Source organism: Salinimonas profundi (assembly GCF_014750655.1).
GTDB classification, from domain to species: domain Bacteria; phylum Pseudomonadota; class Gammaproteobacteria; order Enterobacterales; family Alteromonadaceae; genus Alteromonas; species Alteromonas profundi_A.
Genome location: NZ_JABBXD010000002.1, coordinates 157,088 through 177,188, shown reverse-complemented (window position 1 = coordinate 177,188; position 20,101 = coordinate 157,088). Strand labels below are relative to the sequence as shown.

Here is a 20,101-nt window from a genome sequence, read left to right as displayed (position 1 = left end):
TATGTCGTCCAGCATCAAAATTCTCATCGTAGATGACGACGCCCTGAACCGGTTTTTGCTCAGGCACATGCTGGAGCAAGAGGGTTATCATAATTGCATTGAAGCCGTTGACGGGACCTCTGCTATTGCCGCCTGTCAGTCTGAAAAACCCGATCTGGTTCTGCTCGATGTCATCATGCCGGACATCAGCGGCTATGATGTGGCCCCACAGATAAAAGCACTATCACCTGAACAGTATTTACCCATTATCTTTATTACATCGCTGGAAGATAAGGCCGCCCTGGTACGCTGTCTGAATGTGGGGGGCGATGATTTTGTCTCAAAACCCTTTGATAAGCTGGTTCTGGCGGCCAAGATAAGCGCCCATACCCGGATCCGCCACCTCGGTCAGCATATTGAAAAGCAAAATCAACGGCTTCGTCAGCATCAGCTGACGATAGATCGTGAACATACAATAGTGGAGCACATTTTTAACAATGTGGTGCGGCGCAGTCAGCAGCTTGAACAGCATTTCGATGTCAGCGCATCGCCCGCTGCGCAATTTTGCGGTGATGTCTGTTTGCATACCATGAGTCCCGATGGCGGCGCCTATTATCTGATAGGCGATTTCACCGGCCACGGTCTGGCATCGGCCATAGGTGTATTGCCTGTCTCCCGCACGTTCAACACATTGACCCAGCAGGGGCTGGCCGTAGAGCAAATAGCAAAAACGCTCAATCGAATTTTACTGGATTTGCTACCAGCAGATATGTTTTTTGCTGCCATTATCGGCCACGTTGATGCCGCCGGAACCTGTCATCGTTTATGGCAAGGGGGCATGCCGGCCGTGTTGGTAAAATCTGCGACCTCAGCCAGGATGACATATTACGACTCTGCGCATATGGCGCTGGGGGTGCTTGACGACGATGAGTTTGAGAGCAAATGCATTACCGTACAATGCGCTTTAGGCGATGAACTGCTGATGTTTACTGACGGGCTGGTGGAAGTGACGGGCGAAGATGGTCAGATGCTGGGCGAACAGGGTGTTGAATCCTTTTTTGCCAAAGCGAATGTGGGGGCAACCGACATTTACCATGCAGCATTACAGTATCGTCATTCCGATACACAGGCCGACGATATGACGGTAATGTACTTTCGCTGTCAGGCGTTAAGTCATCACGCGGTATCGCCCATTACCACTATTCCCTTCAGGCTTTCTACACGATTGCAACCTGCTCAGTTGAAAAGACCGGAACTGGTATCGGAACTTACGGATTTACTATGCGCTCAGGAAAGTTTGAAGCGCGTAAAGAGTAAACTGTTCACCGTACTCTCCGAGCTTCTTAATAATGCACTTGAACATGGGCTTTTAAATCTGGATTCATCACTTAAAAGTACGGCGTCGGGGTTTTCCCGTTACTACCAGTTGCGCGCCAGCCGACTGGCCGTTCTGAATGCCGGCGAAATCACGGTCGATGCACAGGTTTCTGACACGGGGGAGTCGCTGATAATTACCGTCAGTGACTCAGGCGCGGGTTTTCATACAGATTCACTGTCACAGTCAGCAGGGCCGGACATGGCACATGGCAGGGGACTGTCCCTGATTCATCATTTATGTGAGCACGTAGCGCTTTTTGATAATGGCACCACAATTAAGGCTACCCTTGCACTGAATGAATAAGGTGGCTGAACAAACCTTTATGGCCAGGTGTCGTAAAAAGGTAGCATAGCCAAAGATAGGAATCAGTGAATGTTAAAATCTGTAGTTGAACTTTTTAAACGCTCCAGTGACGATGAACAGGATCAGAGCTTTTCAGTAGAGCTAGCGACTGCTGCGTTGCTTAGTGAGGTTATCCGCGCTGACAATAATACCGATGAAAGAGAAAAGCAGGCTTACCGCGATATTCTGCAACGCCAGTTTTCTCTGGATAAACCAACACTGGAAAGTCTGTTGGATGAAGGTGAGCAAACGGCCGAGGAAGCCGTTGACTTGGTGCAGTTCACGCAAGTGATCAACGAAAGGTGTGATAATGATAAGAAAAAGGTTATCTTAACCAGTCTGTGGGAGATTGCGTACGCGGATAAGTCTCTGGCACCTATGGAAGAACATACTATCCGCCGGATTGCAGATTTACTTTATATCCCCCATAGTCAGTTTATTAAAACGAAGCTCTCAGTCACTGATTCTTAACCCTCGCCATTGGCAGGGCAGGTCAAAGAGCATGTGGGAACAAGGCAGTTGTAACAGTGCTAAGAACTATAAAAACGCCCATTGCCATTTTACTGGTCAGCGCGGTGCTGATCACCTCGGCGCTGGTAATGTGGCTGACGGTTATCGAACATGAAAAACTTTATACAGCGTCAGTTAAAAAGGATCTTAACGCGCTGACCGCGAATCTGGCCATAGATCTCACCCCAGAGTTACTTAAACGCCGCCCCGATAAAGATCGTATTAAAAAGGAACTGACTAATCTGGCGTCCTACCAGCATATTCTGGGGGCGAGAGTCTATGACAATGCACGCGGACTGATCTATTCGCAGCCAGCACTTTCCTCATCAATATTCAATTTGGCGAAAGAACGTCAGTTTGACAGGCTGCTGACACAACCCTCTGGCAGCTACCGGGTGGGCGATGAACTGATTGCGATTAATCGCATTTCTGACAATGGTGTGCCGCTGGGCTATGTGGTCATTATCAATGATGTGGAAACCCCTGTCAGTGACAGCTGGCAGACGCTGCTTCTGCATGTCTTACCATTTGTCATCGTAGCCACGTTACTGACGATAGCTATCACACTCTTTTTACTAAACCGGTGGTTGTCACCATTAAGTCGTCTGTCGGCATTTACGCACCAGCTGAGTTTTACCAAAGATTATACGCAGCGTTTCGATACAAGCTCTGCAAATGAAGTCGGGCAGCTGGCTTTTCATGTCAATACGCTGCTGGATGCGATTGAAGCCGAGCTGACTATAAACCAGGAGCAAAATCAGACGTTAGTGGAACAGCAACAGACCATGACGCGGCTGGCAAATTTTGACAGCCTGACAGGTTTACCAAACCGCCAGTTTGTGATGGATAACCTGCGGCTTGAACTGGCTCGCTCCCGCCGTCTGGAAAAAGATATCGCACTGCTGTTTTTTGATTTGGATGGCTTTAAAGGGATTAATGATTCGCTGGGCCATGAAATCGGCGATCTGATTCTGATTGATGTGGCTGACCGAGTCACGACCATGCTGCGTGACGGAGACCTGGTTGCGCGACTGGGGGGCGATGAGTTTATTATCGTACCGGATCGTGATGTTACGGAGCTTAGTCTAAAAAATCTGGCAACCCGGGTCATTGACGCCTTTGCTGAACCCTTTCATTTTCGTGGTCTTGCGCTAACCGTTGGCGTGAGTATTGGCATCGCAAAAGCGTCAGATGCTAATTTTGAGCTCAGTCAGCTGATGAGCAATGCAGACTTAGCGATGTATCGTTCAAAAGCAAAAGGGCGGGGGATCTATACTATCTTCACGCACGAAATGGTTGAGTCGCACAAGCGTAAACTGTCTATTGCAAACAGTATCGATCAGGGTATTTCTCAGGATGAGTTTGTCCTTTACTATCAGCCAAAAGTGGCACGTGACGGCAAACTTGTGGGCTTTGAGGCGCTGATACGCTGGCAGCACCCGGAATTTGGAATGATCAATCCGGCAGAGTTCATTCCTATCGCCGAGCAAAGCGGTAAAATATCGGCAATCACCCGCTGGGTAATTGAGCGGGTCAGTATAGAGCTGCCACTGTTGCAGTCTGTTTTTGAAGACAAATTCCGCGTGGCAGTGAATTTGTCAGGCCATGACCTACGCCATTCAGGACTGTTCGATCTTATCTACAGTATCTTTACGCAGCAGCAGGTTAACCCTGAATATATCGAGTTTGAAGTAACTGAGTCCGCATACCTGGAGAACTTTGCGTTTGCCAATAAGTTTTTCCGTCGGTTGAGTAATATGGGCTGCGCGATCGCGCTTGATGACTTTGGTACCGGCTATTCCTCTTTAAGTTATCTTACCCAGATTTCTATCGATACGTTGAAAATTGACCGGCAGTTTGTGCGTGAATTAGGCACTTCCGATCGAAGTCGTCTGGTTACCAACTCCATTATTGATTTGGCTAAGCGTTTGTCCCTGACCATTTGTGCTGAAGGTATTGAGCATGTCAGTCAGTGGGAATATCTGCTTGAACATGGCTGTGACCATGTACAGGGGTATCTGTTTAGTAAGCCCATCCCCCTGGAGGAGGTGGCTAATCTGCCTGCGCGATTCTCGTTCACTGATTCAGCCTCCCGCCACGTTTCAAACTAGCGGCGAAGGTGTTCGCTATTTGCAACACCAATGCCGGTAATATCTGGTTAATACAAAGTAAAATTATGATAAATAGCCTGTTTTTTTAACTGGCATAGTTACTGCTGAAAGTCTTTTGAAAAAAGTTACCCGATACACTCTGATTATCGAGTTAGCAACTTTAGCAATATGCCGACGCCAGCCGGGCACTGCTAAATCAGGAGGACACATGAAACGTGTAGAAAAGCTTTTACTAATACTTTTGACTGCAATTGCGGTACAATCCATCGCAATAGCCAATGCACACGCGCAAAACGAAACCATCGCCCGCTTAGATGTTGATAAGGACGGTCAGGTATCATTGAAAGAAGCGGTAAGCGACACAGCGCTTTTACGCCGGTTTGGTGCAATGGATAATAACCGCGACGGTAAGTTAAGCGAAGAAGAATTAGCTGAAGGCGAGTATGTTGCGAAAGTGACTACACAGTCTTAATTTTCAAAGGATTATGAAGCAACGAAGTATTCGTCTGACTTGCTCGCAATTCTGGGGTGTGCCATTCTCAATGGCCGATTTACTATCAGAGAGTAAGCAGTGCGACTCGGTTCTTTACGACAATTAACACTGGCCAGCTTTGTACTGGCACTGGTCCCTCTCATTGCGTTACTTTGGCAAAGTCAGAACGATTTGGCCAAGGTCGGGCAAATGACGAGTGTGGAGACCCGTTATGTAGTTAATGTTGTCGGCCTGATGCAGCAACTTGATGAAGCGTCTATTGATTTAGAACGCGCGCTTCGCCAGTACGCCATCATACAAAACGAAACGGTGGCTGAGCTCAGCGACAATGCGATCGTGCAGTTTATAGATGCATTAAAAGCTATCTGTGAAGCACTACCGCAAAGCAGCACCTGCACCACCCTTAAAAAAGACATCACCCAGCTTAAAACCTTCCGGAACATCGATGATACGATGCTGCTCAGTGCGTATCTCAATTCATTGAGTAATAACGTGTCAGCAATGCGTCAGGATGTGGACACGGCAATCCAACAGCGCCTTGCCATCCAGCAAGAAGATCTGAATGCCATGCAGGCAAAACAGGCCTGGTCTACCGCCATGTTGGTCAGCGTTTCGCTATTACTTATTTTGCTGGGCAGTCAGCTGATTGTTAATCCGGTCAAAAAGCTTAAATTGATTATCCGCATGCTGGCCCGTCAGCAGGGTGAACTGCCGCCGCTCTCCACCCATGCACCCTCTGAGCTTATCGGCGTGGAAAAAGATCTGCACTGGTTATCTGACCGTCTTCAGCAACTGGAACACATACGTACCGCATTGCTAAGACATGCCGCGCACGAGTTGAAGACGCCCCTTGCCAGTATCAAAGAGGGCTGCAGCTTATTGTCAGAAAATGTCGTGGGAGAACTGAATACCCAGCAGGTAGAGGTGCTTTCTCTCCTGACATCCAGTACTCAACGATTAAATACACTGGTTGAGAAACTTTTAGATTATAATCTTTTGCTGCAACAGGCGCAGCCAACCTTCACCGACGTCGATCCCAATCAAATGGTAAAAGACTGTCTTGAAGACTACGCCCTTGCGTTACAGGATCGTGAAGTAACGGTGGATATTCGCACCAGTAGCATCGTGGTGGATGAAGAGTTATATCGCCGGATTCTGGATAACCTGATTTCTAATGCCGTGGCCCATGGCGCGGTAGGACGTCCAATAAACTTGTCTATTTATCAAAGGGATGGCAATACCGTATTGGACGTGGCAAATAGGGGGAAACGGATTGCACCGGATGCGGTCAAACGCTTGTTTGAGCCCTTTACCCGAGGCGATGATCCGCGTAATGACAATGTCATTGGAACAGGATTGGGATTATCCATTGTTTCAGATTGTGCAAAACTAATGCATGGCGACGTGTCTGTTGTGGATGTTGAAGATGCTGATGTGTGTTTTAGAGTGACTATCCCGCGTGAGGTAAAACAATAATGAAAAAATTGATTTTACTGCCTTTCATAGCAGTACTGAGTGGGTGTGCGGGATTAGAACAATCCGAGCCGGCTCCTCCTGAACAAAATAAGCCGCAGCCTGTCGTTGTTATTGATGATAGTGATGACTTTTGTTTGGTGTCGCCAGATCAGGAAGAGTTTGCGCATCAGTGTGATTTTTTACACTGGGCCGGAATATGGCTCAGCGCCGATAAAACAAGCTGGCCTGACCGCAAGCAGGCCATCGCGAATTTAGGGGATAGCACCTCTGATTTGCTCAAGAAGATCCTGCTGTCGTTACCGGTAGATACGCCTTATCAGGACAGACTCCGTGCGCAGCATTGGTTGAATATTTTAAAACCAAAACTGCAAAGCAATATTGCCCCGCTGGTAGAAACCATGGTGATTGCGCCGAACAATGAAATGCTGGAGTTAGAATCAGCCCTGGTTGTGCTGAATAAAGTAAATGCAGAGCAGGCGCAGTCCAGCGAAGCGCTTAAAGAAGAGCTAGAGGCTCAGCGCAAAAAACTTGAAGAATTATTAGAAGTAGAAGCGACATTGATGGATAAAAACAGAGGTAACCAGCAGTGAGTGAATCCGTAAAAGCAAATCCGCAGTTGTTGTTGGTGGATGATGATAAGAGTTTATTGCGCCTGCTGACAATCCGTCTTGAAGGAGAAGGATTTCGCGTAACGGCCGTTGAAGACGGACAGGCAGCATTAAAAAAGATTCGCAGTGAAGAGTACGATGTTGTACTTAGCGACTTAAGAATGCCGGGGCTGGACGGATTAAGCCTGTTTGAGGAAATTATGGGGATACGTAAAGATATCCCTGTGATTTTGATGACCGCTCACGGCACTATCTCTGATGCTGTTGCAGCAACGCAGCGTGGCGTTTTTGGATTCCTGCCAAAGCCTGTTGATCATGATGAATTGCGCAATTTGCTTAATAAGGCGTTAAGCCAGTCTCAGGCGGCGCAGCCGGGCGAGTGGTGTCAGGATATTGTTACCCGTGCACCGGAAATGACCAATGTACTTGATCAGGCATACCGGATTGCACAGCGCGAGGTTAGCGTACTGATAAGCGGTGCCAGTGGTACCGGTAAAGAGCTGCTGGCAAATGCCATTCATCGTGCCAGCAATCGTTCTGATATGCCTTTTGTGGCTATTAACTGTGGTGCATTACCTGAGAATCTGCTTGAATCAGAATTGTTCGGTCATGCCAAAGGCGCTTTCACCGGTGCAGTACAGGCTGCGCCGGGTCTGTTCAGGGAAGCCAATGGTGGCACACTGTTTCTGGACGAAATTGGTGATATGCCGATGACCTTGCAGGTTAAATTACTGCGTGCGTTACAGGAGCGTCAGATTCGTCCGGTTGGTAGCAGCAAACACGTGGATATCGACGTGCGCATTATCTCAGCAACGCATAAAGATTTGCATAAAGAGATGGAAGAGGGCACGTTCCGCGAAGATTTGTACTACCGACTGAATGTGGTCAATCTGAAGCTGCCGTCTTTGAAAGAGCGCAGCGAAGATATTCCGCTGCTGGCCAGAACCTTATTACAGCAAAGTGGTCAGCGCCACGGCGTTAATGTTACGCAGTTTTCAGACGACGCCATGCAGCACCTGGTCAAATCAGACTGGCCCGGCAACGTCAGACAGTTAGTTAACGTGGTAGAGCAGTGTGTGGCACTGACTCAAACGCCGGTGATTCCATTGCATTTGGTGGAGCAGGCGCTGTCAGCTACAAAACAAAGCTGGCCAACCCTAACTGAAGCCAGGGATGCCTTTGAGCAGCAATATTTGTACAAGCTGCTGAAAATGACTGACGGTAACGTAACACGAGCAGCTGAACTGGCCGGCAGAAACCGCACTGATATGCACAAGTTGATGAAAAAACACGAGCTTGATGCTGGTGATTTCAGAAACGCTTCAGAATAATGCCTGCTGATCAGGTTGTTCGGATAACCGGATGGCCGGTAATGCCTGTTCAGGATATTGCTTGTTATACAAATCAGTAAACAGATGCGCCAACCATGGCGCATCTTTGTTATCCGCCCTATGTAAAAATAAAAACGGTGATATTCCCGCCATTCGCCACGCATGACATTTGTCCACCCAGGGCAATAAACACTGTTTGTTTATCTCATTATCGTCATGGCCAACAAACCGGATGACCGGCTGGTGGCCACTTGCCCAGACATGCAGGGGGAGGCGCGGTTTCTTTTCCCGTGCATCTAACATAGCCTCGGACGATACTTGTCCCCTGAACAGGGCACGGGTATCCATCATCACCCGATTCACTTCGTGTTCTTTTAACAGGTTATTTAACGATTTCTCGGCGTGTCCTTTTTCAAAAAATGCCGGGTGACGGACTTCTACCGCCAGACAATAATCTTTTGGCCATTTTGCGATGAATTGCACCAGCTCAGGAAGGCGTTCAGGAGAAAAACGGGCAGGCAACTGCAGCATCAGTGGCCCCAGTTTTTCTTTTAAATGCGCTAACGACGAAAGCTGAGCGCCGAGAATGTCTGCATTAAGCAGAATATTGTCAGCATGACTGACCTGTTGATTAAGCTTAAACGTGAACCTGAACGTTGCCGGCACGCTTTCATACCAGCGCTGGCAGGTCATACTGTCTGGCAGGGCATAAAAGGTGCTGTTGCCCTCCACACTGCTAAAGTGCCCCGCATACGCGTTCAGTGCATTGGTTCGCGCCTGCGTCGGGGGCAACCACAGACCTGGCCAGCTTGGGTGCTGCCATATCGGTAAGCCCAGATAAAGCGGCGCCGGCAAATCGCGGTCAGGGAAATGTTGATTTCTCATTGGGCTTTAAATCGCATTTGTTTATACTATGCGGCCTTATTTTGACATACAGCAACTGATTGCCCGATAGCTTTTTTAACAAATTGCCGTTTTTAGCAGGTAATACCGGGGTAAATTAGCAAATTCTCGTGGCACAGCTTAGTAAAACAACCAGGGGTCAGCGACCATGCGCACAGATTACTGTGGGAATATCGATTCATCTTATGTAGGACAAGAAGTCACTCTTTGCGGGTGGGTGAATAAGCGCCGCGATTTAGGCGGCCTGATTTTTATCGATCTGCGCGATCGTGAAGGTATTGTTCAGGTAGTCTTTGACCCGGATTTACCTGAAGTACTTGAAGAAGCTAACAAGCTGCGCAGCGAATTTTGCGTAAAACTGACCGGTAAGGTTCGTGCTCGTCCCGAAGGACAGGTCAACGATGGAATGCGCACTGGCGCTATCGAGATTCTGGGTACCGGTCTGGAAATATTCAGTAAATCGTCTGTATTGCCGCTGGACTGGAATCAGGAAAACTCTGAAGAACAGCGTCTGCGTTATCGCTATCTGGATTTGCGTCGCCCGCTGATGAGCCAGCGTCTGAAGTTCCGGGCGCAGGTAACAGCTGCCGTGCGCCGTTATCTTGAAGATGATGGGTTTTTGGATATTGAAACACCGATTCTTACCAAAGCCACACCGGAAGGTGCACGTGACTATCTGGTGCCTAGCCGTACGCATAAAGGTGAGTTTTTTGCGCTGCCTCAGTCTCCTCAGCTGTTCAAGCAATTGCTGATGATGTCAGGCATGGACCGCTATTATCAAATCGTTAAATGTTTTCGTGATGAAGACTTACGAGCAGACCGTCAGCCAGAATTTACCCAAATCGATTTGGAAACCACCTTTCTGGACGCCGACGGCGTGATGCAAATCACAGAAGGCATGATCCGCGATTTGTTTATGAAAATGTTAGATGTTGATTTGGGTGACTTCCCGCGTATGACTTACGCAGAAGCGATGCAGCGTTACGGCAGTGATAAGCCGGACCTGCGTAACCCGCTTGAGCTGGTGGATGTGGCAGATTTGCTTAAAACCGTCGAGTTTAAGGTCTTCAGCGGCCCGGCCAACGATGATAAAGGGCGCGTGGCTGTTATCCGTGTGCCTGGCGGCGCCAGCATGTCACGTAAACAGATTGACGAGTACACCAAGTTTGCCGGTATTTATGGTGCTAAAGGTCTGGCGTGGATAAAAATCAATGAAATGGCACAGGGTCAGGAAGGGTTGCAATCGCCAATCCTGAAGTTCCTGAGCGAAGATATCACCGATGCGATCATCGCGCGTACCGGCGCAGCGCAGGGCGATATTTTGTTATTTGGTGCTGACAGCACAACCGTTGTAACCGAAGCGATGGGCGCGTTGCGTCTTAAGCTGGGCGAAGATTTCGATCTGCTGGAAGGCGACTGGAAGCCATTGTGGGTGGTTGACTTCCCCATGTTTGAAGAAGCCGACGGTCAGATGCATGCATTGCATCACCCGTTCACCGCGCCACGTGGCGTAGATGCGCAGGGACTGATTGATAATCCCTCTGATGCACTGTCAGATGCCTATGATATGGTGCTTAATGGCGTTGAGTTAGGCGGTGGCTCGGTGCGTATTCACGATCAGCAGATGCAACAGGCGGTCTTTACGGTATTAGGTATAGACGAAGAAGAAGCGAAAAATAAATTTGGCTTCCTGTTAGAAGCGCTGCAATTTGGCGCGCCACCTCATGCCGGTCTGGCCTTTGGTCTTGATCGTCTGGTTATGCTGATGACCGGCGCTACATCAATTCGTGATGTAATGGCTTTCCCGAAAACCACGACCGCGGCCTGCCCGTTAACGGATGCGCCAAGTCCGGCTAACCCACAGCAACTGGCCGACCTTGCCATTGATGTAGTGAAAAAAAGCACTGATTAAATGTCGTTGAAGCGACCTGAGTCAGTATTGGTGGTGCTGTACGATTTGCAGCACCGCGTGCTTGTTATGCAACGTAACGATGATGCTGAATTCTGGCAATCGGTCACCGGCACTATCGAGGCCGGTGAGACGCCGCTACAAACCGCATATCGAGAGGTGGCTGAGGAAACCGGGTTACAATTACACCCTGACAATCAGGCTATCGTGGATCAGCAAACCACCAATATATTTAAGATTCGTGAAAAGTGGCTGCACCGCTATCCGCCAGGCACACGCTACAACCGGGAGCATGTGTTTACTGCTCAGGTAGACAGCGATACGACATTAATTCTCACTGAACATTCAGCGTACGAATGGCTTTCAAAAGCAGAAGCTTTGTCGCGACTGTGGTCGCAAACAAATGTTGAAGCTGTTGAGACATTTGTACCGGAAGCAAAATAATGATAATACTGGGTATAGATCCAGGTTCCCGTATTACTGGTTATGGGTTGATTGCCCGCAAGCAGGGTAAGCTAGTCTATGTTGGCAGTGGTTGCATCAGGCTTAAGGCCGAACAGTTGCCTGAGCGTCTGGCGCAAATCTATACCAGCGTCAGCGAGATTATCCGCCAGTACCAACCACAGCAATTTGCCATTGAGCAAGTGTTCATGGCGCGAAATCCGGATTCGGCATTAAAGCTGGGTCAGGCCCGGGGGGCTGCGATTGTGGCAGCAACCCAGGCAAGCTTGCCGGTGGCAGAGTACTCAGCGCGCCAGATCAAGCAGGCTGTGGTGGGCAAGGGAAGCGCTGAAAAGACGCAAGTACAACATATGGTCAGACATTTGCTGGATTTGCCCGGTACACCGCAGGCAGATGCAGCTGATGCGCTGGCAGTGGCATTATGCCATGCACATTCAGAACAGAGTTTAGTCAAGCTGGCGGGGCAGGCCCGTAAAACGGTCCGCGGCCGGCTCCGGTAAGAGGTAAGCAGTATGATAGGTCAGATCCGCGGTAAGTTACTCGAAAAACAACCTCCTGAAATTGTGGTCGATGTAGCGGGCATGGGTTACGAAATACAGATGCCGATGACCAGCTTTTATCAGCTTCCCGCCGCCGGCGAGCAAGTCACTGTCTATACCCATTTTGTGGTCAGAGAGGATGCTCAGTTGTTGTTTGGTTTTGCGGATAAAATGGAGCGCGGATTGTTCCGTGAGCTTATCAAAGCTAATGGCGTGGGCCCAAAACTGGGGCTGACAATTTTATCAGGCATGTCAGCCAGTCAATTTTTAAGTGCAGTACAACATGAAGATGTCAGCGCGCTGGTGGCAATGCCGGGTATCGGAAAAAAGACGGCAGAGCGCTTAGTGGTAGAACTTAAAGATCGTCTGGCAAAATTTGGCAAAGCGCAGGATATGTCGTTGCCCACCTTACCCATGGATGAATCGCCCGGACAGGCAAGGGTACCGGTAAATGATGTCAGGGAAGAAGCGGCCAGCGCGCTGGTCTCGCTGGGATATAAACCGGCACAGGCAAGCAAGATGGTTGCAGGGGTTTACCAGGACGATATGGACAGCGAAACGGTCATTCGTGAAGCCTTAAAAGCGGCATTGTAAACAGGATTATCTAATGATTGAAGCTGATCGCTTAATAGACGCCACAGCCAGTGCTGATGAAGATGTCATCGACCGCGCCATCCGGCCAAAACTGCTGAATGATTACACCGGCCAGCCCCACGTTCGCGAGCAGATGGAAATTTTCATCCAGGCGGCGAGAAACCGTGACGATGCGCTCGACCACTTATTAATTTTTGGTCCTCCCGGATTAGGTAAAACGACGTTGGCTAACATTGTGGCCAACGAGATGGATGTGAGCATAAAGACCACTTCCGGACCGGTACTGGAAAAGGCCGGTGATTTGGCGGCGCTGCTGACTAACCTGGAACGCAACGATGTGTTGTTCATTGATGAGATTCATCGCTTAAGTCCAGTAGTCGAAGAGATTTTGTATCCGGCGATGGAAGACTATCAGTTGGATATTATGATTGGTGAAGGCCCTGCAGCGCGTTCAATTAAACTTGATCTTCCCCCCTTTACACTTATTGGCGCAACCACGCGCGCCGGATCGCTGACATCCCCCCTGCGCGACAGGTTCGGCATTGTGCAGCGGCTGGAATTTTATTCGGTGAAGGATTTGACCACTATCATCAGTCGCAGCGCGCATTATCTTAATCTGGAGATGGATGAAGGCGGTGCATTGGAAGTCGCGCGTCGCTCCCGGGGTACGCCGCGCATTGCAAATCGCTTATTGCGTCGGGTACGAGACTTTGCGCAAATCAAGGCTGATGGAAGCGTGACTGCCGATATCGCGGCTGCAGCACTTGATATGTTAGATGTGGACAAAGAAGGCTTTGACTACATGGATAGAAAGCTACTGCTTGCCATCATTGAAAAATTCGATGGCGGGCCGGTGGGGCTGGATAACCTGGCTGCGGCTATTGGCGAAGAAAAAGAAACCATTGAGGATGTCATTGAGCCTTTTTTGATTCAGCAAGGTTTTTTGCAACGCACACCGCGAGGCAGAATTGTTCAGCAGCGGGCGTTTTTGCACTTTGGTTTTCCCATAGAAGCGCCACGATAGGCGCTTTTTGTAATTTATTTCAGGCATAAAAAAAGCCCGCTCAAATGAACGGGCCAAAACAACAAGTGTTGAAGGAAATAATTCCAGGGAACTCATGTCTAACAGGAGAAAAACTCAACCATCAGGCTGTTTGCCGTGATGTCTGTGTGACAGATGACGCGCATTATAAGCGAGATTTGAATTCCCTCAACTGAGGAAAATTATTTTTTCAGATTAGAATTTTTAATCTGTTAACTGTCTGTTATAAATTCTTGTTATTCTCATTAAATGTCTACAGAATGTTGGGCTCCGGGCTTGTTGGTCTGGCTGTTTTTAAGGCGCTTTATCGCTTTTTTGTAACTGCTAGCTATTAATTTTATTTGGTTGGAAAGAATAACTATGCACATTTGGTCAGTGAGGGTGTATTACGAAGATACGGATGCAGGTGGAATCGTCTATTATGCGAATTATCTGAAGTTTTTCGAGCGCGCTCGCACTGAGTGGTTGCGTGAGCTGGGCTATGACCAGGACGTGTTACTGGAACAATCCGTGGCTTTTGTCGTCAAAAAGGTCGAAATGAATAACTATGCGCCTGCCCGTTTTAATCAGTTGTTGAGTATTAATACGCAGATTGTAGAATTGAAAGGCGCTAGTCTGGTGTTTCACCAGAAAATAAAAAATGAAAGCGGTGACCTGCTGGTTGACGCTGATATTAGGGTAGCGTGCGTGGATCAGGTCAAAATGAGAGCCAGAAAAATACCACGCACATTATTAGGGGATTTATCGCGTGGAATCTGATTTAACCTTTATTGGTTTATTTTTACAAGCCAGCTTTGTTGTTCAGCTGGTTATGTTGTTACTTATGGGCGTTTCGGTGGCTTCCTGGACATTTATATTCCAGCGGACAAAAGCTCTCAAAGCAGCGCAGAGCGAAATGCGCCAGTTTGAGGATAAGTTTTGGTCTGGTGCGGATTTAAACCGACTTTATCAGGAGCTTTCAGCCCGTTCGAATCTGACGGGGATGTCTGCAATATTTTGTGCCGGCTTTAAAGAGTTTGTTCGTCTTCGCAAAGGCAATACTGCGGTTAACGGAATTGTTGATGGGACGTACCGGGCCATGCGGGTAAGAATGTCCCGCGAAGTTGAAGGCCTTGAAAACCATCTTCCTTTTCTTGCAACAGCCGGTTCCATTAGCCCCTATATTGGTCTGTTTGGCACCGTCTGGGGGATCATGAATGCCTTTATTGCACTGGGTGAAGTTCAGCAGGCAACATTGGCAATGGTCGCGCCGGGTATTGCAGAGGCGCTGATTGCAACGGCGATTGGTCTGTTCGCCGCGATTCCGGCGGTTATTGCCTATAACCGGTTCAGCAACAAGGTTGAAAAAATGGAGAATAATTACGGCAACTTTATGGAAGAGTTTTCGGCCATTCTGCATCGCCAGGCGGTTGCGGCTCAGCATCAGCAAGCCAGCTGATAACCATTATTCATCCAGGAGTTAAGCATGTATATACGCAAACGCCGCCGGCCGGTGTCTGAAATCAATGTGGTGCCTTACATTGATGTCATGCTGGTTTTGCTAATCATCTTCATGGTGACCGCACCATTGATATCGCAGGGTGTAAAAGTTGATTTACCGAAAGCGAGCGCCCAGCCCATCGAGCAGGAAGATGTGCCACCATTGATTGCGTCAGTGGATGTCGAAGGTAAGTTTTATCTTAATGTCGGCGATGCGCAGGAAAGTCCCATCGCGGGTGATGAATTGGCAGCAATTGTGCAGGAACAATTGAAACAAACACCTAACACCCCGGTGGTTGTTAAAGGTGATGGTAAAGTTGCTTACGATAAAGTGATAGAACTGATGGTGTTGCTGCAAAACGCGGGTGTGCCTTCGGTGGGTCTAATGACTGATCCGGTTGAGTCCTGACAGCATGCCAAAAAAAAGACCTTCATTTTTCAACAAGGCGCGCTGGCCTGACGATAAAACAGCGCTGTATAAGTCACTTGGGATCCACGCTGCGATTGCTGCAGTGTTGCTTATCAGCGTCAGTTTTTCGCCAGAGCCATTGCCTTCACCTGCGCCCAGTCAACCTGTGATTAAAGCGACCTTTATTGATGCGCAGGCTATTGCTGACAAGCAAAAAGCCGAAGCAGAGGCCCAGGCCCAGGCAGAGGCGGAAGCACAGCGCAAGCGGGATGCTGCAGAGGCCGCGCGGCGAGCAGAAGCTGAGCGCCAGCGACGCATCAACGCTGAGCGCGCTGCCAAGGCTGCAGAGCAAAAAAAAGCGGAAGAAGCCAAACGACAGAAAGAGTTGGAACGTTTAGCGGTCCAAAAAGCCAAAGAGAGAAAGGAAAGGGAAGCGCGTGAGCGCGCTGAAGCCGAGCGCAAACGTAAGCAAGCGCAGGAAAAGGCAGAGCAGGAAAGGCTGGAGCGTGAGCAACGTGAAGCAGAACAGGCTGCACAGCGTCAACGCCGTCGCCAGCAGGTGCTTTCTGAAACGGATCGGTACAAGGTGATGATTCAGCAGACCATTGTAAGGAATCTGTACAATGACTCAGCCTATGAAGGAAAGCAGTGCAGGCTGAATATTCGTCTGGCAACGACGGGCTTTGTTACTCAGGTTCAGACATTAAGTGGTGATCCTGCTTTGTGTCGGGCGGCGGAAGCTGCGGTGAGACGGCCTGACAAATTACCCATGTCTGATGAACCAGATGTGTATCAGGAACTTAAAGATATAAATTTAACGGTGGAACTGTAGTGATTAAAAAGACAATGCGATTATGGTTGGCTGCGGCACTGGTGCTTGTCACCACGGGTGCCAATGCCTCACTGGAAATTGTAATTACCGAAGGTGTGGATAACGCCCGTCCCATCGGCGTAGTACCCTTTAGCTGGAAAGGCAACGGTGAGCTTCCTGGGGAACTGGCATCAGTGGTTCGTGCCGATTTAATGCGAAGCGGTAAGTTTAACCCCATGGCGCCTGATGAAATGCCTCAGTATCCTTCCACCGCCAGTGACGTGAGTTATTCCGGCTGGGCAGGAAAAGGCATTGATACATTGCTTGTGGGTAGCATCGAGCAGCAGGGCGGTAACCGTTATAAAGTTAGCTATGAACTCATTGATGTACTCAGAGGTCAGGCGACAGGCGGCAAGCGCGGTAACGATCACGTCATTGTTAAACGCGAAGCTGTTATTAATGCATCGGACTTTCGTCAGTATGCGCATCGCATTTCCGATGTGGTGTATGAAGAACTGACCGGCCAGCGTGGTGCATTTCTTACGCGCATTGCTTATGTGGTAGTTAAAGATCGTAAAACGAACAAGCTGCCTTACCAGTTAGTTATCTCAGATTATGACGGCGAGAATGAAACCCGTCTGTTGTCTTCACCCGAGCCACTGATGTCGCCGTCGTGGTCACCAGATGGTGAAAAGCTGACTTATGTAAGTTTTGAAAATAAGCGTCCGCAAATTTTCATTCAGGATATCTACACCATGAAGCGTGAGCGCATGACGGATTTTCCTGGTATCAATGGCGCACCGGTATTCTCTCCCGATGGTAAAAAACTGGCGATGGTTTTATCAAAAGATGGTAATCCGGAAGTTTATGTCATGGATATTGCTTCCAAAGAGCTGCGCCGAATTACCCGCAACCGTGCGATTGATACTGAACCTTCCTGGACACCCGATGGAAAGAGCTTAATATTTAGCTCTGAACGGGGTGGTAAACCTCAGATTTATCGCGTAAATTTAGGTACAGGTAAAGTTAGACGTCAGACATTTGATGGAGAACAGAACTTAGGGGCGACAATTACGCCTGATGGTAAAGAGATGGTTTTGGTCAATCAGACCAAAGGGGACTATCGCATTGCACGTCAGGGGCTAGAGGACGGCTCTATCCAAGTGCTTACAAGAACGTATCTGGACGAATCGCCCAGTATCGCGCCTAACGGAAGCATGATAATTTATAGCACCTTGCACAATGGTACGCAGGTATTATCCTTAGTGTCGTTGGACGGTCGCTTTAAGGCAAGGTTACCAGCCTCAGACGGCCAGGTTAAGTCGCCGAGTTGGTCACCATTTTTGTTTTAACGAAATAGATTAATTATAAAAAAACGATAAGGAATTAAGAGGATGCAACTTAATAAAGTAATGAGAAGCTTCGTTATCGCCTTACCAGTGGTGACTATGATGGCTTGTTCATCCGGACCGAGCGAAGAAGAGCTTGCCGCAGAGCGTAACCGTGTAGCCCAGGAACAAGCTGAAGCTGAACGTCAGGCACGTGAAGCTGAAGAGCAACGTGTACAGGCCGAAGCTGCGCAACGTATGCAGCGCCAGGAAGAAATGGTTCAGGAACAACTTGAAGCACTGAAAGAAGAACAAACGGTTTACTTCGACTTTGACCGTGCCACGATCAAGTCTGAATTCCGTGAAATTCTGGACAAGCACGCTGAGTTTTTGGTTCAGAATCCTGACCAGGAAGTGGTTATTGAAGGTCATACAGACAGCCGCGGTACGCCAGAGTACAACATTGCGCTGGGCGAGCGCCGTGCACAAGCCGTTGAAACGTACCTGATGAACGCAGGTGTAAGCAGTGATCAGTTATCGACTGTATCTTACGGTGAAGAAAAGCCGGCTGTGATGGGCTCAACTGAGTACGCGATGGCACAAAACCGTCGTGGCGTGGTCGTTTATCAGTAATGCGCCTTTCCTTGCTTAGTAAAGCGCTTTTAAGCGGTGTCTGTGGCACCGCTTTCGTTGTTTCTGCAACAGCGATGGCTCAGGCACCTGTTTATGATGTTAATAATTCAGGCACGGCAGAGCTGGAAAAGCGAATCACTGTTCTTGAGAGAATGGTGGATAGCCGCACCGAGATGCAGCATCGATTACAGCAGCAAATCGATACCATGCAGGGTGAGATAGATCAGCTTCGTGGATCCGTTGAGGTTCACACGAATCAGCTTGAGAAAGTTCTTGAACGCCAGCGTGAACTGTATCTGGAAATTGATAAGCGTGTTGAAGCGCTGAAACAGTCTACCGGCCAGCAAGGTAGTAATGGCAACAGCAGCACCTCGTCGTCTTCCGGCTCGTCAAACAGCTCTTCGTCCTCATCTGACAATGCTTCTCAGCCATCGATGAGTGAAGATGAAGCGTACGACAATGCCGTGAATCTGATCCTGAAATCCAGAGAGTACGACAAAGCCATTCCTGCTTTTCGTTCTTTCATTGACGATTATCCCAATAGCCAGTATTCAGCAAACGCCCACTATTGGTTAGGGCAGTTACTGTTTAACAAGCGTGAATGGGCTCAGGCAGAAGAGCAGTTCAGCCAGGTTGTAGAGCGATATACCAAATCCAGCAAGCGTGCCGAGGCAATGGTGAAGCTGGGGGTTATTGCGCAGCGTCAGGGTGATGACGGAACCGCCAGAGATTACTTTAATCGTGTTATTTCTGACTATCCTAACTCTTCTGCGAAACGTTTGGCTGAGTCGAAGTTAGATAGTTTATAAGATTAAGAAAGTCTCATTTACCAGAGACTTTCTTAATTTTAATGTGCAATGACGCGCTTAAATTTTTTAATTTCGTTTAATATTAGCAGGCCTTGATAATCAGTAGTTATGAGGCTTTGCGGCTAATTATTGATAGTATTGATGTAGTTTTGACCACTTGATGTTATTTTTGCTAAAAAAAGCAAATAAAACGACATTTAGGGTTGCACCCCATCAGGAAATAAGTATTATATGCCGCCGTTGCCACAGACAGGCAACAACCAGAAAGTGACGGGTCGTTAGCTCAGTTGGTAGAGCAGTTGACTTTTAATCAATTGGTCGCTGGTTCGAATCCAGCACGACCCACCATCTTTTAGATGGTGGCGAAACTTTCTAAACAATGCGAAGGGTCGTTAGCTCAGTTGGTAGAGCAGTTGACTTTTAATCAATTGGTCGCTGGTTCGAATCCAGCACGACCCACCACTCGCAGCGTTACCATGGTTATCACCGCAGTGTGACATATCCATATTGAAATGGGTCGTTAGCTCAGTTGGTAGAGCAGTTGACTTTTAATCAATTGGTCGCTGGTTCGAATCCAGCACGACCCACCATTTCAATCAATCTTCTCTGTTCCAAATTATCTCAAAAAGATTTTCTTAGCTCGCACAGGATTAGAATCAGCGAAGCGGTTCGACATCCCGAGCACCGCGAGGGTGAACGTGCTTCAGCACGGCCCGCAGGGTGAGCCTGTGAAACAGGCGAATCATCCAGCACGACCCACCATTTCAATCAATCTTCTCTGTTCCAAATTATCTCAAAAAGATTTTCTTAGCTCGCGCAGGATTAGAAGTAAGCGAAGCGGTTCGACATCCCGAGCAACGCGAGGGTGAACGTGCTTTAGCACGGCCCGCAGGGTGAGCCTGTGAAACAGGCGAATCATCCAGCACGACCCACCATTTCAATCAATCTTCTCTGT

At 48.5% G+C, this 20,101-nt stretch carries 20 protein-coding genes and 3 tRNA genes; 22 read left to right on the top strand and 1 reads right to left on the bottom strand.

The features are described 5' to 3' along the window. Position 1: 1 nt before the first annotated feature. From HHX48_RS05250 to HHX48_RS05220, 7 genes are all read left to right on the top strand, one after another. Complete coding sequence (locus tag HHX48_RS05250) at positions 2–1,660, top strand: fused response regulator/phosphatase (protein ID WP_191022908.1); 1,659 nt, start codon at positions 2–4, stop codon at positions 1,658–1,660. Between the two features lie 69 nt (positions 1,661–1,729). Next, on the top strand, positions 1,730–2,170 hold the full coding sequence (locus HHX48_RS05245) for a tellurite resistance TerB family protein (RefSeq protein WP_191022906.1): 441 nt from the start codon (positions 1,730–1,732) through the stop codon (positions 2,168–2,170). Between the two features lie 56 nt (positions 2,171–2,226). Further along, positions 2,227–4,320, top strand: a complete 2,094-nt coding sequence (locus HHX48_RS05240; protein ID WP_191022904.1) for a putative bifunctional diguanylate cyclase/phosphodiesterase — start codon at positions 2,227–2,229, stop codon at positions 4,318–4,320. 208 nt (positions 4,321–4,528) lie between these two features. Further along, on the top strand, positions 4,529–4,792 hold the full coding sequence (locus tag HHX48_RS05235; RefSeq protein WP_139756818.1) for an EF-hand domain-containing protein: 264 nt from the start codon (positions 4,529–4,531) through the stop codon (positions 4,790–4,792). Positions 4,793–4,891: 99 nt separating this feature from the next. Further along, on the top strand, positions 4,892–6,289 hold the full coding sequence (locus tag HHX48_RS05230) for a sensor histidine kinase (RefSeq protein ID WP_191022902.1): 1,398 nt from the start codon (positions 4,892–4,894) through the stop codon (positions 6,287–6,289). Next, positions 6,289–6,879, top strand: a complete 591-nt coding sequence (locus tag HHX48_RS05225; RefSeq protein ID WP_191022900.1) for a hypothetical protein — start codon at positions 6,289–6,291, stop codon at positions 6,877–6,879. The genes HHX48_RS05230 and HHX48_RS05225 overlap by 1 nt, the downstream gene beginning before the upstream one ends. Continuing rightward, on the top strand, positions 6,876–8,228 hold the full coding sequence (locus HHX48_RS05220) for a sigma 54-interacting transcriptional regulator (protein WP_191022898.1): 1,353 nt from the start codon (positions 6,876–6,878) through the stop codon (positions 8,226–8,228). Before HHX48_RS05225 ends, HHX48_RS05220 begins: the two co-directional genes overlap by 4 nt. On the opposite strand, the gene HHX48_RS05215 is transcribed toward HHX48_RS05220, so the two are convergent. Next, on the bottom strand, positions 8,220–9,113 hold the full coding sequence (locus tag HHX48_RS05215) for a DUF72 domain-containing protein (RefSeq protein ID WP_191022896.1): 894 nt from the start codon (positions 9,111–9,113) through the stop codon (positions 8,220–8,222). The two genes, HHX48_RS05220 and HHX48_RS05215, sit on opposite strands and share 9 nt — an antisense overlap. 166 nt (positions 9,114–9,279) lie before the next feature. Between HHX48_RS05215 and aspS the strand changes: the two genes are divergently transcribed. The 15 genes from aspS to HHX48_RS05140 all read left to right on the top strand — a co-directional run bounded on the left by aspS (position 9,280) and on the right by HHX48_RS05140 (position 19,736). Continuing rightward, entirely contained in the window at positions 9,280–11,043 is a 1,764-nt protein-coding gene (gene aspS / locus HHX48_RS05210) for an aspartate--tRNA ligase (RefSeq protein WP_191022894.1), read from the top strand. Further along, positions 11,044–11,484, top strand: coding sequence for a dihydroneopterin triphosphate diphosphatase (gene nudB, locus HHX48_RS05205; protein WP_191022891.1), 441 nt, complete (start codon positions 11,044–11,046; stop codon positions 11,482–11,484). It abuts the gene before it with no gap. After that, the gene (gene ruvC, locus HHX48_RS05200; RefSeq protein WP_191022889.1) at positions 11,484–12,002 is read left to right on the top strand and encodes a crossover junction endodeoxyribonuclease RuvC; all 519 of its coding nucleotides are present in this window, start codon (positions 11,484–11,486) and stop codon (positions 12,000–12,002) included. Before nudB ends, ruvC begins: the two co-directional genes overlap by 1 nt. 12 nt (positions 12,003–12,014) lie before the next feature. Further along, the gene (gene ruvA / locus HHX48_RS05195; protein WP_191022888.1) at positions 12,015–12,635 is read left to right on the top strand and encodes a Holliday junction branch migration protein RuvA; all 621 of its coding nucleotides are present in this window, start codon (positions 12,015–12,017) and stop codon (positions 12,633–12,635) included. 13 nt (positions 12,636–12,648) lie between these two features. Next, positions 12,649–13,659 (top strand): Holliday junction branch migration DNA helicase RuvB, encoded by a 1,011-nt coding sequence (gene ruvB, locus HHX48_RS05190; protein ID WP_191022886.1) that lies wholly within the window; start codon positions 12,649–12,651, stop codon positions 13,657–13,659. 378 nt (positions 13,660–14,037) lie between these two features. Beyond that, complete coding sequence (gene ybgC, locus HHX48_RS05185) at positions 14,038–14,436, top strand: tol-pal system-associated acyl-CoA thioesterase (protein WP_191022884.1); 399 nt, start codon at positions 14,038–14,040, stop codon at positions 14,434–14,436. Further along, on the top strand, positions 14,426–15,115 hold the full coding sequence (gene tolQ, locus HHX48_RS05180; RefSeq protein WP_191022882.1) for a protein TolQ: 690 nt from the start codon (positions 14,426–14,428) through the stop codon (positions 15,113–15,115). The genes ybgC and tolQ overlap by 11 nt, the downstream gene beginning before the upstream one ends. 27 nt (positions 15,116–15,142) lie before the next feature. Further along, on the top strand, positions 15,143–15,565 hold the full coding sequence (gene tolR, locus HHX48_RS05175) for a protein TolR (RefSeq protein ID WP_191022880.1): 423 nt from the start codon (positions 15,143–15,145) through the stop codon (positions 15,563–15,565). A gap of 4 nt (positions 15,566–15,569) precedes the next feature. Beyond that, a complete protein-coding gene (gene tolA, locus HHX48_RS05170; RefSeq protein ID WP_191022878.1) occupies positions 15,570–16,397 on the top strand; it encodes a cell envelope integrity protein TolA in 828 nt (275 codons plus the stop codon). A 14-nt stretch (positions 16,398–16,411) separates the two neighbouring features. Then, positions 16,412–17,728: a Tol-Pal system beta propeller repeat protein TolB gene (gene tolB, locus HHX48_RS05165; RefSeq protein WP_191023663.1), complete on the top strand. Its 1,317-nt coding sequence runs from the start codon at positions 16,412–16,414 to the stop codon at positions 17,726–17,728. A 42-nt stretch (positions 17,729–17,770) separates the two neighbouring features. Further along, complete coding sequence (gene pal / locus HHX48_RS05160) at positions 17,771–18,337, top strand: peptidoglycan-associated lipoprotein Pal (RefSeq protein ID WP_191022876.1); 567 nt, start codon at positions 17,771–17,773, stop codon at positions 18,335–18,337. Then, on the top strand, positions 18,337–19,146 hold the full coding sequence (gene ybgF / locus HHX48_RS05155) for a tol-pal system protein YbgF (protein ID WP_191022874.1): 810 nt from the start codon (positions 18,337–18,339) through the stop codon (positions 19,144–19,146). The genes pal and ybgF overlap by 1 nt, the downstream gene beginning before the upstream one ends. A gap of 272 nt (positions 19,147–19,418) precedes the next feature. Next, positions 19,419–19,494: transfer RNA gene (locus HHX48_RS05150), tRNA-Lys, on the top strand. A gap of 38 nt (positions 19,495–19,532) precedes the next feature. Then, a tRNA-Lys gene (locus HHX48_RS05145) sits at positions 19,533–19,608 on the top strand. A gap of 52 nt (positions 19,609–19,660) precedes the next feature. Continuing rightward, a tRNA-Lys gene (locus HHX48_RS05140) sits at positions 19,661–19,736 on the top strand. Positions 19,737–20,101 lie beyond the last annotated feature (365 nt).